The following is a 13,181-nucleotide window of genomic DNA, read 5'->3' on the forward strand; positions in this document are numbered from 1 at the left end:
ATTGAAAGATAGTGCATTAAAAGTAATGTTTTTCACCCCGTATTTTCATCAAAATCGCGGGAATTCAACGACAGCGAGAAGAATTCAGCACGGTTTAAAAAAAGAGAATGTTTCTGTTTTCGTGTATGCGTATGAAGAAGAAGATCTCACACAAGAGGTTCGTGATCAAATGGAAAATGCAGATGTTTTTCATATATTGCAATTTGCCCGTTTTTTAAAATGGTCACAAAAACATCAAATTGAATTGAATAAACCTTACATGATCACTTCCGGCGGAACAGATATTAACCATTCGTTAAAAGAGGATGAAAAAATCTATGCGCCTCTTTTACATAAAGCAAAGGCAGTTACAGTATTTACTGAAAAGGCAAAAGAATCACTCGTAAATAATCATGGATTTTCAAATGAGGTCATACATGTGATACCGCAAAGTGTCTATTTACCTGAAAAAGCGGATGAGGAAAAGCTAATTCTGCCTGAAGGCAATCCAAGAATTTTACTGCCTGCCGGTTTGCGGAGTATCAAAGATGTGCTCTATGCAATTCCTGCTTTAGTAAAATTAAAAGCTGAATATCCGCAAATTGTGTTTTTGATATTAGGAGCAAACCTGGATGAAGCGGTATATGAAGAAGTTAGAAATGCCTGCGTAAAATATGAATGGCTTCATTATCTGCCTGAAATAGATTTGGCTAAGATGAAAGAAGTTTACCAGTGGGCTGACATTGTTATAAATACATCTATTTCAGAAGGACAGCCAACTTCTTTGCTGGAGGCAATGATCGAACATAAACCTGTTATAGCTAGAGATAACACAGGAAATACAAGTATTATTCAGCACAAAAAAAACGGCATGATATTTCGTGACGTAAAAGGACTGTATGATTCTTTGAAACAACTAGTATCAGATAAAGCTTTTGCACAAAAAGTGATCCAAAACGGGTATCAGACAGTAACAGAGAACCACACTATGGATAAGGAAATCAAATCATACGTCACTTTGTATGAAACAATAAAGGAGAGAAATAAATGAAAAAATTAGGTTTGTTGTTTGTAATTCTAGCACTGTTAGTATCTGCATGCGGTACAAAGGAAGAAAATAAAGATAAAGATGCAGGCAATAAAGATGGAGTGTTCACAATAGGAGTTATTCCTGCTCAAACAGAAGGTGAAATGAAGGGAGCGCTTGATAAGCTTCAGAATATTTTGAGCGAAAAAATGGATCGTGAAGTAAAGATCACTTCTTACCCTGACTACAATGGAGTAGTAGAAGCAATGAATTATGAGAAGATTGATATGGCATATTTCGGGCCTCTTACATATGTTGTTGCGCAGGAGGAAAGCGGAGCAAAAGCGATCGTAACACAGCTGATAAAAGGAGAACCATTTTATTATTCTTACTTAATTACTCATAAAGACAGTAAATATGAAAATATTGACGATATGATTAAAGATGTCAAAAATGTAAGATTTGCTTTTGGTGACCCTTCTTCAACATCTGGTTCATTAATTCCGGGTATCAAGCTTAAAGATGAAGGTGTTTATAAGAGTGAAGCTGAGAATGATTTTAAAAATGTAAGATTCACTGGATCACATGATGCTACTGCACTTGCCGTCCAAAACAAACAAGTTGATGTCGGGGCGATCGATAGTGCCATCTATGACAAGCTTGTGGAAGAAGGAACAGTTGATGGCAAACAGTTTAAGGTGATTTGGAAGTCTGAAAAACTGTTTCAATATCCTTGGGCCGTTGCAAAAAATACAGACAAGGAAACAATGAAACAGCTGCAAGATATTTTCTTAAGTATTAAAGACAAAGAGATCCTTGATGCATTCGGAGCCACCGGTTTTACGAAAGCGGAGAACAAAGATTATGAAAGTATCCGCAAGGCGGCTATAAAAGAAGGTATGATCCAAGAATAGAGGGGAACAATGGTTTGGTTTAAAAAGAGACAATTCTTTGTCTTTCTCATCATTGCAGTTCTCGCAGCTTATAGTATGAGATTGACAGAGTTCGACCTTTCTAAGTTTCGGGACTTTGAAAATATGGGAGACTTTCTTTCAAAATGGTTTCCAATGAACACAGAAAGTCTTCCTTACTTATTTACAGAAAGTGTTTTGACGATATCAATCGCATTTTTGGGGAGTTTATTCGGATTGATCATTGCACTTCCATTAAGCTTTTTTGCAGCACGAAATACGAGCGGGCATCGTATTATTTTTGCGGCAACCCGCTTTTATCTAAGTTTTTTACGTTCTGTTCCAGAGTTTGTATTTGGCTTGATATTATTAACCACATTAGGACTCGGTCCCTTTCCGGCCGTAATCGCGATTGTACTGCATAACATCGGAGTGCTAGGAAAGCTCATCTCAGAGCTGATTGAAGCGGCTGATAAAGGTCCGATGGAAGCGATGTCTGCTGTAGGGGCTAAACGCTGGATCGGTAATTTATTTGCCATCCTGCCTCAAATCTGGCCAAATGTTCTGTCTCAGTTTTTTTACCGATTCGAAGTTGCTATCCGGACATCCCTTATATTAGGTCTGATAGGCGGAGGCGGAATCGGGCAGCAGCTTTTTATTCATTTTAAAACATTTCAATATCAGCTAGTGTCTGTAGATGTTCTGTTAATAATGATCATGGTTATTTTAGTAGATTACATTGGCGGAAAAATACGGGAAAAGGTTATTTAGGTGGTAAGATGATTAAATTCGAAAATGTTTCAGTTTTATATCCTGGTGCAGCAGAACCAGCCTTGAAAAATTTGAGCATCCATTTTAACCAAGGGGAGTTCGTTTGTGTATTAGGCAAGAGCGGTGCAGGGAAATCTACGTTTATTCGCTGCATTAATGGACTTCAGCCGGTATCAGAAGGAACGGTAAAATGGAATGATAAATCGCTGTCAGAAATGACTCCTAAAGAGAATTTAGAGATTCGACGCAAGACGGGAATGATTTTTCAGCATTTTAACTTGATTCCAAGAATGAGTGTTGTTCAAAATATCTTAACAGGGTTGTTTGGCTATAAAAAATCCTATGAAAATCTACTGGGGTTATTTAATTCTAATGAAAGAATGTCTGCTTTAGAAGCAATTGATCAAGTTGAATTAACAGTGGAGCCAACCAGAAGAGTAGAGAATCTGAGCGGGGGACAAAAGCAAAGGGTAGCAATAGCGAGGGCTCTTATTCAAAATCCTAATGTATTCCTAGGAGACGAACCTGTTGCAAGTTTAGATCCCGGTACTGCTGAGAGAATTTTTCATCTTTTAAAAGAAACACATATAAAGCGAAACTTAGTATCCATTATCAATGTTCATGATGTTGGCCTTGCAAAAAAATTCGCGACAAGAATTATTGCATTGAAAAAAGGAAGGCTCATTTTCGATGGCGCCCCAGAAAAATTTGACGAAAAACTCTATGCTGAGACATATAACCAGTAAAAAAACTCCGGAAATCCGGAGTTTTTTTATTTAGCAATAATCGGCTTTTCAGTTAGTTCTGTAACTTTTCCAACAATACTTGCATTCTTTCTGCCTTTTGCATGAAGACGTTTGATATACTCATCTGCTTCATCTTTAGGCATGCTCACTAATAGTCCCCCGGAAGTTACGGCATCGCATAGTATATGCTGCTGCCATACCTCGAGATGATCATCATACTTCACGTCTTCTTGAATCCAGCGATGGTTTGCTTTTGATCCGCCAGGGACGACCCCTTCTTGAGCGAGTTCTATTGTGCCAGGAAGTAAAGGTACGTCTTCAAAATTGATGTGTATTGAAATGCCTCCGGTGCCTTTAGCCATTTCGGTGGCATGACCGAGCAGGCCGAATCCAGTAACATCTGTTACAGCATGAGGTGAAAGGCCTTCTAAACATTCGGCAGCTGTTTTATTTAATTCTGCCATCGTTTCAGTCACAAGCTGAAGCTGTTCAGATGTAAGTTTGTCTTTTTTAATAGCGGTTGTCTGGATTCCTACACCAATCGGCTTCGTTAAAACAAGTGCATCACCTGGCCTTGCACCAACATTTTTGAAAACCTTAGAAGGGTGTACGAGTCCGGTTACAGATAGACCAAATTTAGGCTCAGCATCGTCTATGGAATGTCCGCCTACAAGGACTGCACCAGACTCTTTTACTTTGTCTGCAGCACCTTTAAGAATTTCTGCTAATACATCGTGACCTAATACCGCTATCGGGAAACCTACGATATTCATCACGGTAGTGGGACGTCCGCCCATCGCGTAGACATCGCTTAAAGAATTTGCAGCAGCAATCTGACCAAACATATACGGGTCGTCAACGATCGGGGTGAAGAAATCAACAGTTTGTATCATAGCAAGTTCATCTGTTAATTTATAAACTCCGGCATCGTCGGATGTATCAAGACCTACTAAAAGGTTAGGGTCATATTCTCTTTCTGGTAAATGACGCAAAACTTGCGCCAGGTCTTCAGGACCAATCTTGCATCCTCAGCCACCTTTTGATGACAGATGGGTAAGCTTTACTTTGTCTTTGCTCGTCATTTGTATAACGCACCTCCTATAGGTAGTATAAACAATTTTTTTGTTTATTGGCTAAGGATATACTAAAATAGTCTTAAAAAAGGAGGATGAATGATGAAAGTAAGTATCGAATTCTGCATGATGTGAAACTTTGCACCAAAAGCCGCGAGTCTCGCGGAGGACCTTTTTAGCCATTTCCGTTCACAAATTCCATCACTTGAGCTTTTACCTAGTTCAGGCGGGGTATTTGAAGTATCTGTTAATGGCAGTAAAATCTATTCGAAAAAAGAAACAGGAGAATTTCCTGATCACGATTGGATCATTCAAGAACTTGAAAAATTGAATGCTTAAATGGAAAGATCCTCCTTTAAGGATATCTGTTTAAGCCTTTTAGGAGGAGTTTCATTTTGATAAAATCAAACCTTTTAAGGCAGTTGCCTGCGGTTCATGAAGTCACTAAAGAAATCAGTCTTGAAATGAATGGTAAAAATGAAAAGGAAATAACACGTGCTGTTCAGGACGCAATAGCATTCTGGCGCAATCGTATACAAACTGATTGGAATTCCATTGACTTGAACGCTGATATTCAGGGACTCATCAAAGAAACTATTAGAAAAAAATTAGCCAGTCCTAAAAATCAGATTCGAACGGTTATAAACGCAAGCGGTGTAGTGATCCACACTAATATGGGAAGATCAAGGCTAAGTGAAAGCGCCGTTAAAAGGATGACAGAAACAGCCTATATGTATTCGAATCTGGAGTATAACTTAGAACAAGGAAAAAGAGGTTCAAGACACGATCTGACAGAGGATTTAATAAAGAAATCGACTGGTGCAGAAGCAGTACTTGTAGTAAATAATAATGCTGCTGCGGTTTATCTTATTTTAAAAGCTCTTGCGAAAAATAAGGAAGTTATTGTTTCCAGAGGCGAGCTTGTTGAGATAGGCGGGTCCTTCCGTGTGTCATCAATCATGGAAGAAAGCGGTGCGCTTTTAAAAGAAGTGGGCACCACGAATAAAACTCATTACGCCGACTATGAAAAAGCCATAAATGAAAATACAGGCATGGTGATGAAAGTACATACGAGCAATTTTAAAGTTATTGGATTCACAAAAAATGTTTCTTCAGCTGAGTTGATGAAACTAAAAGCAGATTCACCGGAAGTTATCATCTATGAAGATTTGGGGAGCGGGGCACTTTATCCATTTCAAGCGCATGGAATCGGTGAGGAACCTTTAGTTTCTTCTATAATTAATCAGGGAATTGATTTAGTTTCTTTTAGTGGTGATAAGCTGTTAGGAGGTCCGCAGGCAGGGATCATTGCAGGTAAAAAGAAATATATAGATATTTTAAAGAAACATCAGCTCGCACGTGTGCTTCGTGTAGATAAATTTACAATCGCAGCATTGAATGAAACTTTAAATTCCTATCTTAATGAAGATTTTTTATCGATTCCGACCGTACGGGATATTTTAAAAACGCCAGATGAGATTAAAATAAGAACACTTGAATTAATGGGGCAGATTCATAATCGGGATAATTTAAAGACGGATATCATTGAAGAATTTTCAAAAGTTGGCGGAGGCACAATGCCTGAAGTGAAATTGCCAACATATTGCCTCGTTTTAAAACATGATAACGGTGCATCTTATTTGGCAAACCTGTTACGCGAAACCCGAGTGCCGGTAATTGTTAGAATTAAAGATGACGAAGTTCTGCTGGATCTAAGAACAGTTACAGAGGAAGAAGAATCAATTCTAATAGAAGCGATAAATTCAGTTACTGCTTAAGAAACTCATTTTTTATTTGAAAAAAAAGTAAAATTATATGATGAAGAGCAGTTTTTATGTGATTGTGGCTTCTGGCTTCTAAAAAAAACAAAACGGGCTATCCCAAAAGGGCTAGCCCGTCTTTTTATATATTCTTAACTGCCTTGACCATGATTTTGTCTTGTATGGTTTCGTTGTTTTACCTTTTTTGACCCGCTCATTGGTGCAGGCTGGCCAGGATTTTCGCCTTTAGGTGCATTTTTTCTAATATCTTTAAATGTATTATGTTCTCCCATAAAATTGCCCTCCTTTTGAATAATAATTATTTAAAATGGAAGCTTAAAGGTATATCAAACCAAAAAAGGAAGGTTATTATGCCATATCACAAAGATAAGCAGCAAGCATACCAGGCAGCAGAACAAGGTTATCATCATGCAATCGAAGTATCAAAACAGTTAAATGCTTCCAACAGTGAATACGGCGTTTATTATTCTCACTTTATGACAGAGAATGAGAAGGCACGCCAGCAGATTGAAAATGCCCTGGAAACAGCATCAGAACATCAGCATTCACAGCTGAAAAATTATTTGAATGAATTAGAACAGCTTCAAAATCAATTTCCGAAACCTTAATGACGTTTCTTCGTTTTTTTATTGTTTTGACGTTCAGCTTCACTTAGTTTTTCGTTAGGCAATGTTAGAGCTTCGTTTCCGAATTCTGTTTCGTACCCTGCACCTTTGCCTTGAGCTTTAGCAGCGTTCATGCTAGGACGTACATGATTTGCTTTATTTCTTCCCATGATTATTTCACCTCCGTTTTCTTAGTGTGTACAAAATAAAAAAAGAAGAAGCACTCCAAAAAAAGGAGTGCTTCAACTGCTTCATGATTTGTATTTTGATAAAAGCATCCATAATCCTGAGAGCCCGATTAGACTATAGATAACTTTTGTAACTGTGGCAGCGCTTCCAAAAATTTCTGTAACTGCATTAAAATCAAAAAGACCGACTAATCCCCAGTTTAATGCTCCGATTAAAACAAGCAATGCTGCTAATTTTTTTAACCATTCCATCCTATTCCCTCCGATCTTATTGCGGCATTTTGATGAAGGAATAAATAAAACAAATTGTATTGCATATTTCAATATATGTTCATTAAAATTAATCGGTGCTCAACCGCTCATAAGAAAAACTTATGTCGATTGATAACGATTAACTATTTTACTTATGAAAGGGTTTTACATATGATTATAAAGGGAAAAAAAGTTTTTATGTGATTTACTAGGGAATTGAGCACATTTTTTCGACAATTTTTCTCATAATCGTGTATGATTGTTACTGAAGGGAGAGAGTGGAGCATGAAAAAGAATGATGTATTTAATGCCCGTTCTACTTTTGATGTCAACGGTAAGCAATATAGCTACTACCGTTTAGGAGCGTTAGAAGAAGCGGGAATTGGTAACGTATCAAAGTTGCCTTACTCTGTAAAAGTTTTATTGGAATCTGTACTTAGACAGTATGATGGAAAAGTAATTAACAAAGAGCATGTTGAAAACCTTGCGAAATGGGGTACAAGTGAACTCAAAGATATCGATGTTCCTTTTAAGCCATCTCGTGTTATCCTTCAAGACTTTACAGGAGTGCCGGCTGTAGTTGATTTAGCTTCACTTCGTAAAGCAATGAAAGATATGGGTGGAGATCCTTCACAAATCAATCCTGATATTCCAGTTGACCTTGTTGTTGACCACTCTGTTCAGGTTGATAAAGCAGGAACTGAAGATTCGTTGGCATATAACATGAACCTAGAATTTGCTCGTAACGAAGAGCGTTATAAGCTATTAAGCTGGGCTCAATCAGCATTTGACAACTACCGTGCAGTTCCGCCGGCAACTGGTATCGTTCACCAAGTAAACTTAGAGTACTTGGCACCAGTTGTACTTACAAGTGAATCAGAAGGGGATACAATTGCGTTTCCTGATTCATTAGTTGGTACTGATTCACATACTACAATGATCAATGGTTTAGGTGTACTCGGTTGGGGTGTAGGCGGAATTGAAGCAGAAGCTGGAATGTTAGGACAGCCTTCGTATTTCCCTGTGCCTGAAGTTATCGGTGTTAAACTTACTGGCTCACTTCCAAACGGAACAACTGCAACTGACCTTGCATTAAAAGTAACGCAAGTTCTGCGTGAAAAGAAGGTTGTAGGGAAGTTTGTAGAATTCTTCGGACCTGGTCTTGCGGAAATGCCGCTTGCTGACCGTGCAACAGTATCGAACATGGCGCCTGAATATGGGGCTACTTGCGGATTCTTCCCAGTTGATGAAGAAGCGCTGAACTACATGAGACTGACTGGCAGAACGGAAGAACAAATTCAGCTAGTTGAAGCATACTGCAAAGAAAACGGATTATTCTACACTGCAGGCGATGCTGATCCTGAATTTACAGATATTGTTGAAATCGACCTTTCAGAGATCGAACCAAACCTTTCTGGACCAAAACGTCCTCAAGATCTAATTCCTTTATCTCAAATGAAAGACAGCTTTAATAAAGCTCTAGTAGCTCCGCAAGGAAATGCTGGCTTCGGTTTAACTGCTGATGAGATCAATAGGGAAGTTACAGTTAAGCATCCAGGAAATGAAACTTCTACAATGAAAACTGGTGCTGTAGCTATTGCTGCTATTACAAGCTGTACAAACACATCTAACCCGTATGTAATGCTTGGAGCAGGTCTAGTTGCTAAAAAAGCAGTTGAAAAAGGGTTGAAAGTACCTGGCTATGTAAAAACATCTTTAGCTCCAGGTTCTAAAGTTGTAACGCGGTATCTTGAAGAAGCTGGCTTGATGAACTACATGAATCAATTAGGTTTTAACCTTGTAGGCTACGGCTGTACGACATGTATCGGTAACTCCGGTCCATTAGCACTTGAAGTCGAAAATGCGATTTCTAAAAATGACTTAACAGTTGCATCAGTTCTTTCAGGAAACAGAAACTTTGAAGGACGTATCCACCCGCTTGTAAAAGCTAACTATTTGGCTTCACCACCATTAGTTGTTGCTTATGCACTTGCAGGTACAGTGAACTTCAACCTGCAATCTGATTCTTTCGGAACAGATAAGGACGGCAACGAAGTTTACTTCAAAGATATCTGGCCAACTTCTGAAGAAATTAATGAAGCAATGAAAATGGCTGTTACACCCGAATTGTTTAAGAAAGAATATGAGCGTGTATTTGACGAGAACGAACGCTGGAATGAGTTGAAAACTTCAGCAGATCAGTTATACGCATTTGATACTTCTTCAACATATATTCAAAACCCGCCGTTCTTTGAAGAACTTTCAGCAGAGTTAAAAGAGATTCAGCCTCTTAAAGATCTAAAACTGATTGCTAAGTTTGGTGATTCAGTAACAACTGATCACATTTCTCCAGCAGGGGCAATTGGTAAAGATACACCAGCAGGAAGATATTTAATTAAAAATGGGGTAGAGCCTCGCGACTTTAACTCATATGGTTCTCGACGCGGAAACCATGAAGTAATGATGCGCGGAACGTTTGCAAACATTCGTATCCGCAATGCTGTTGCTCCTGGAACTGAAGGAGGCTGGACAACTTACTGGCCTACAAATGAAGTTATGAGCATTTATGATGCAGCAATGAAATATAAAGAAAACGGTACTGGCCTTATGGTTATCGCAGGTAAAGATTATGGTATGGGATCATCCCGTGACTGGGCTGCAAAAGGTACAACGCTTCTAGGTATTCAAACTGTTCTGGCTGAAAGCTTTGAACGTATTCACCGCAGTAACTTAGTGCTTATGGGTGTTCTTCCTCTTCAATTTAAAGATGGAGAAAGCGCTGAAACATTCGGCTTAACAGGCAAAGAGACATTTACTGTACAAGTTGATGAGACAGTTAAGCCTCGTGACCTTGTAAAAGTTACAGCTGTTTTTGAAGACGGAACTGAAAAATCGTTTGAAGTTGTTGCACGTTTCGATAGTGAAGTTGAGATCGAATACTACCGTCATGGCGGTATCCTTCCGATGGTACTTCGTAATAAGCTTGCACATTCTTCACAAAAACAAAATTAATCATAAAAAAATCCTTTGCCATGATTGGCAAGGGATTTTTTTTCAGCCATTTCTTGTATGCTTTTCATCCAGCTTTTTTTCAAGCTGTTCAAGATAAGATTCATCTTTTAACAGCTGGCGTTTATTTTCATTAACAAGTTCACGAAAACTCATCTTTCTGTTCTTTCTCATAATGACACCTCTAAATATTCAGATATTACCAATATTGCCTAATTAATTTCAAAATAATCAAATTGTACAAAAATAATACTTATGATTTTTGTGATTTTTCTTTTAAAAATTAAGAAATGTGATAAATAAGAGAAAACTGTTTTTTACATATGTACAAATTCTTGTTTTGTCCATTTGAAATAACAGAGAGGTGACAGAAAAAATTAATCTCTCGGCTAAACGAAATAATCCCACGTTTATTCAATTAATCCCACCATATAGCTTACTAATCCCACGTTAATTTGAAATTAACCACGAGTCGACACCTGGCGACAAAATCTCAATCACTTTTTATCATCATCCACAAATTATGAATTGTTCCACCATGCATAGAGCCATTTGTTTAAAGGAAAAGTAATAAGAAGGCGAAAGGGGGTAAGACCTTTGAGTAATCCAAAACGCTTTCCAGAAGATTTTGTTCCAAACCATATTGGCACACAGCCAAGAGAAAGCAATAGTAACAATGGAAAAAAGATGGCGAATAAGTCACATGATCATGCTGACTATGTTCCTCCAAAAGGCAAATAAAATAAAAATGTAAATATTCCCTCCTCCTAATTTTCACATGGACTCCCATATATTAAAGATTTTGTCGAAAAAATGTATGTAGTGAAAGAATTAGGAGGGGTACGTTTGATTACGGCATCTGTCAAACCATTACCTGTATCACATAATAAAGATGATCAGGATTATTTATACCGTCAGCTTGAAATTGAAATGCAAAGGTTAGGACATCTTGTTCCATTTCGTGAAGAATTGAACTGGGATAAAGAAGTTACTACGATGGAACTTGGAAATGTTGAAACGTTAGAGAAGCTAAAAAAAGCTGCTGCGAAAAATGATGGGGTATTTTTATTTTACGCAAAGCTTACAAAAGGAACGGTCTATCAGCACATCATCCTACATCCAAATACGGAAGGATTTTATTTGCCTTTCCGATTTGAAGAACCTTTTCAAATTACTGTAAAAAACAAAAAATATTGGATTGGTTCTTCTATAAGACTTGCCGAAGAGCTTGCCTGGCTTGAAATTACGATGAAAAATTCCGAAGATGAAAGCGTTGTTGAGTATTGGAAGTATCTTACGGATCTTTGTAAAAGCAGTATTGAGAACATGAGTCCAATATTGCTGCAAAAAAATTAGAGAATAAGTTATTTGGTTTATTGCAAACACTATGGTGAATTCACTTCAAATACAAAGGAGAATACATCATGCAAAAACCAAACAAAGATGACCGCAGCAATAACGTTGAGCGCTTAGAGCAAATGGTCGAAAATACACAGCAAAACATTCAAGAAGCTAATGAAACAGCTGATAACACGAATTTAACTGCTAGCCAAAAAGAGCAGATTAAAGAAAAGAATCAGCATAGACAAGAGTCGATCGAACAGTTTCAGATTGAAATCCAGGAAGAAAAAGCCTACAGAGAAGGCAATGATCTTCAATAAATGGAAGACCGGCATAATGCTGGTCTTTTTTTGCTTTTTCTACTAAAGTGGAAAGAAAAAGAGCAAAAAGGGTGGATATAATACAAATGAAGTTTATTGAAACAATTGTTGATGTAAGATATGCAGAAACAGATCAGATGGGTGTCGTATACCATGCAAATTATTTAGTATGGTTTGAAATCGGAAGAACAAAACTCATCGAGTCTCTCGGATTTAAATATGCTGATATGGAAGCACAAGGTATCCTTTCTCCTGTAACTGACATTCAAGCATCATATAAAAAACCGTTAACGTATGGTCAGCAGGCGATTATCAAAACTGCGATAAAAGAATATTCAGGTATTAAAGTAGTATATGCTTATGAGATTTATAACGAAAATCATGAGTTGTGTGTAACGGGAATTTCTACGCATGTTTGTGTAAAAAAGGAAAACTTCCGTCCGATCTCTATAAAGAAATACTTTCCTGAATGGCATAACGCATATGTAAATGCGAGCAGTGGATCATAATGGCATTTGGAATAAACAGATCTCAGCTTAAGAAATGGAAATCGGAAGTGGAAGCAGGTCAAATTGCTTTTATTACACACTTTTGGCTTGATCCGCGTTTTCCGCATGAAAAGAGTGTAACAAAGGTTGGCTGCAAGGATTTGCAGAAATTAATAAAGTGGGGAAGTAAATATGGATTAGAAACAGAGTGGATTCATGAAAGAGATGCTTATCCCCATTTTGATCTGATCGGGGATAAGCAAAGAACTATAATGGAACAGGAAGGCCGTATGAATGAGCTTCAAAAGTTTTTATAACTGCCTATTTATTTTCGTTATGAAAATCAAATTTAATTTCATCGTTTTTAACTGAAACAGTTAAATCCTTTTGGTCAAAGAACCATTCATCTTCTTCTTCAATAAAAAATTCATGATTTTGTATGTCTAATACAGCTGCTGGATGCTTTGGTGTATCTTTATTAATTCCAAGAGAAAATCCATCTTGAACCGTGCTGCAGCCTCCCAAGCGGACAAAAAAACGAATTTTTTTACCTTCTACTGCTTGAAAGTCTTTAATGATATATCCTGCTGTTTCTTCGCTCATGTGAATTTTCAAATGAGAACACTCCTTATGTCTGCGCAAAATTTAATTGGTGCTATTGTGACATATGCACATTTAATAAACAATAAA

The 13,181-nt window shown here is 37.6% G+C and carries 19 protein-coding genes; 13 read left to right on the forward strand and 6 right to left on the reverse strand.

Features of this window, described 5'->3' with window-relative positions:
• The first annotated feature begins 1 nt into the window (after position 1).
• The 4 genes from ABE41_RS10495 to phnC are packed head-to-tail and all read left to right on the forward strand — an operon-like array spanning position 2 to position 3,434.
• Positions 2–1,030, forward strand: coding sequence for a glycosyltransferase family 4 protein (locus ABE41_RS10495; protein ID WP_083207762.1), 1,029 nt, complete (start codon positions 2–4; stop codon positions 1,028–1,030).
• Entirely contained in the window at positions 1,027–1,920 is an 894-nt protein-coding gene (phnD, locus tag ABE41_RS10500) for a phosphate/phosphite/phosphonate ABC transporter substrate-binding protein (protein WP_066289799.1), read from the forward strand. Before ABE41_RS10495 ends, phnD begins: the two co-directional genes overlap by 4 nt.
• A 9-nt stretch (positions 1,921–1,929) precedes the next feature.
• Positions 1,930–2,688: a phosphonate ABC transporter, permease protein PhnE gene (phnE, locus tag ABE41_RS10505; RefSeq protein WP_066289802.1), complete on the forward strand. Its 759-nt coding sequence runs from the start codon at positions 1,930–1,932 to the stop codon at positions 2,686–2,688.
• A gap of 8 nt (positions 2,689–2,696) precedes the next feature.
• Positions 2,697–3,434: a phosphonate ABC transporter ATP-binding protein gene (gene phnC, locus ABE41_RS10510; RefSeq protein ID WP_066289803.1), complete on the forward strand. Its 738-nt coding sequence runs from the start codon at positions 2,697–2,699 to the stop codon at positions 3,432–3,434.
• A gap of 26 nt (positions 3,435–3,460) precedes the next feature.
• On the opposite strand, the gene selD is transcribed toward phnC, so the two are convergent.
• On the reverse strand, positions 3,461–4,516 hold the full coding sequence (selD, locus tag ABE41_RS10515; RefSeq protein WP_083207763.1) for a selenide, water dikinase SelD: 1,056 nt from the start codon (positions 4,514–4,516) through the stop codon (positions 3,461–3,463).
• A 90-nt stretch (positions 4,517–4,606) separates the two neighbouring features.
• Here selD and ABE41_RS20670 point away from each other — a divergent pair, with 90 nt between their 5' ends.
• Both ABE41_RS20670 and selA read left to right on the forward strand, forming a co-directional pair.
• Positions 4,607–4,846 carry an Rdx family protein gene (locus tag ABE41_RS20670; protein ID WP_083207764.1) on the forward strand — a complete coding sequence of 80 codons (240 nt, stop codon included), beginning with the start codon at positions 4,607–4,609 and terminating at the stop codon, positions 4,844–4,846.
• Between the two features lie 56 nt (positions 4,847–4,902).
• Positions 4,903–6,285 (forward strand): L-seryl-tRNA(Sec) selenium transferase, encoded by a 1,383-nt coding sequence (gene selA, locus ABE41_RS10520; protein ID WP_367642151.1) that lies wholly within the window; start codon positions 4,903–4,905, stop codon positions 6,283–6,285.
• A 134-nt stretch (positions 6,286–6,419) separates the two neighbouring features.
• Here the strand turns inward: selA and ABE41_RS10525 are convergent, their stop codons facing one another.
• Positions 6,420–6,560 carry a small acid-soluble spore protein P gene (locus ABE41_RS10525; protein WP_066289807.1) on the reverse strand — a complete coding sequence of 47 codons (141 nt, stop codon included), beginning with the start codon at positions 6,558–6,560 and terminating at the stop codon, positions 6,420–6,422.
• Between the two features lie 78 nt (positions 6,561–6,638).
• Between ABE41_RS10525 and ABE41_RS10530 the strand changes: the two genes are divergently transcribed.
• Positions 6,639–6,896 (forward strand): hypothetical protein, encoded by a 258-nt coding sequence (locus tag ABE41_RS10530; protein ID WP_066289810.1) that lies wholly within the window; start codon positions 6,639–6,641, stop codon positions 6,894–6,896.
• Here the strand turns inward: ABE41_RS10530 and sspO are convergent.
• Positions 6,893–7,063 carry a small acid-soluble spore protein SspO gene (sspO, locus tag ABE41_RS10535; RefSeq protein WP_066289812.1) on the reverse strand — a complete coding sequence of 57 codons (171 nt, stop codon included), beginning with the start codon at positions 7,061–7,063 and terminating at the stop codon, positions 6,893–6,895. The two genes, ABE41_RS10530 and sspO, sit on opposite strands and share 4 nt — an antisense overlap.
• Before the next feature lie 81 nt (positions 7,064–7,144).
• Complete coding sequence (locus ABE41_RS10540; protein WP_066289815.1) at positions 7,145–7,333, reverse strand: DUF378 domain-containing protein; 189 nt, start codon at positions 7,331–7,333, stop codon at positions 7,145–7,147.
• Positions 7,334–7,618: 285 nt separating this feature from the next.
• On the opposite strand from ABE41_RS10540, the gene acnA reads away from it, so the two are divergent.
• On the forward strand, positions 7,619–10,345 hold the full coding sequence (gene acnA, locus ABE41_RS10545) for an aconitate hydratase AcnA (RefSeq protein WP_066289819.1): 2,727 nt from the start codon (positions 7,619–7,621) through the stop codon (positions 10,343–10,345).
• Between the two features lie 42 nt (positions 10,346–10,387).
• On the opposite strand, the gene ABE41_RS20675 is transcribed toward acnA, so the two are convergent.
• Positions 10,388–10,516 carry an FbpB family small basic protein gene (locus ABE41_RS20675; protein ID WP_077364491.1) on the reverse strand — a complete coding sequence of 43 codons (129 nt, stop codon included), beginning with the start codon at positions 10,514–10,516 and terminating at the stop codon, positions 10,388–10,390.
• Positions 10,517–10,939: 423 nt separating this feature from the next.
• On the opposite strand from ABE41_RS20675, the gene ABE41_RS10550 reads away from it, so the two are divergent.
• From ABE41_RS10550 to ABE41_RS10570, 5 genes are all read left to right on the forward strand, one after another.
• Positions 10,940–11,083 carry an acid-soluble spore protein N gene (locus ABE41_RS10550; protein ID WP_066241162.1) on the forward strand — a complete coding sequence of 48 codons (144 nt, stop codon included), beginning with the start codon at positions 10,940–10,942 and terminating at the stop codon, positions 11,081–11,083.
• Between the two features lie 105 nt (positions 11,084–11,188).
• Positions 11,189–11,698, forward strand: a complete 510-nt coding sequence (locus tag ABE41_RS10555; RefSeq protein ID WP_066289822.1) for a hypothetical protein — start codon at positions 11,189–11,191, stop codon at positions 11,696–11,698.
• Between the two features lie 68 nt (positions 11,699–11,766).
• On the forward strand, positions 11,767–12,003 hold the full coding sequence (gene tlp / locus ABE41_RS10560; RefSeq protein ID WP_066289823.1) for a small acid-soluble spore protein Tlp: 237 nt from the start codon (positions 11,767–11,769) through the stop codon (positions 12,001–12,003).
• 86 nt (positions 12,004–12,089) lie between these two features.
• Entirely contained in the window at positions 12,090–12,512 is a 423-nt protein-coding gene (locus ABE41_RS10565) for an acyl-CoA thioesterase (RefSeq protein WP_066289826.1), read from the forward strand.
• Positions 12,512–12,808 carry a hypothetical protein gene (locus ABE41_RS10570; RefSeq protein ID WP_066289829.1) on the forward strand — a complete coding sequence of 99 codons (297 nt, stop codon included), beginning with the start codon at positions 12,512–12,514 and terminating at the stop codon, positions 12,806–12,808. The genes ABE41_RS10565 and ABE41_RS10570 overlap by 1 nt, the downstream gene beginning before the upstream one ends.
• 4 nt (positions 12,809–12,812) lie before the next feature.
• On the opposite strand, the gene ABE41_RS10575 is transcribed toward ABE41_RS10570, so the two are convergent.
• Positions 12,813–13,106, reverse strand: coding sequence for a HesB/YadR/YfhF family protein (locus ABE41_RS10575; RefSeq protein WP_066289832.1), 294 nt, complete (start codon positions 13,104–13,106; stop codon positions 12,813–12,815).
• Between the last annotated feature and the right edge of the window lie 75 nt (positions 13,107–13,181).

The sequence above is a fragment of the Fictibacillus arsenicus genome (genome assembly GCF_001642935.1).
In the GTDB taxonomy this organism is placed as follows: domain Bacteria; phylum Bacillota; class Bacilli; order Bacillales; family Fictibacillaceae; genus Fictibacillus; species Fictibacillus arsenicus_B.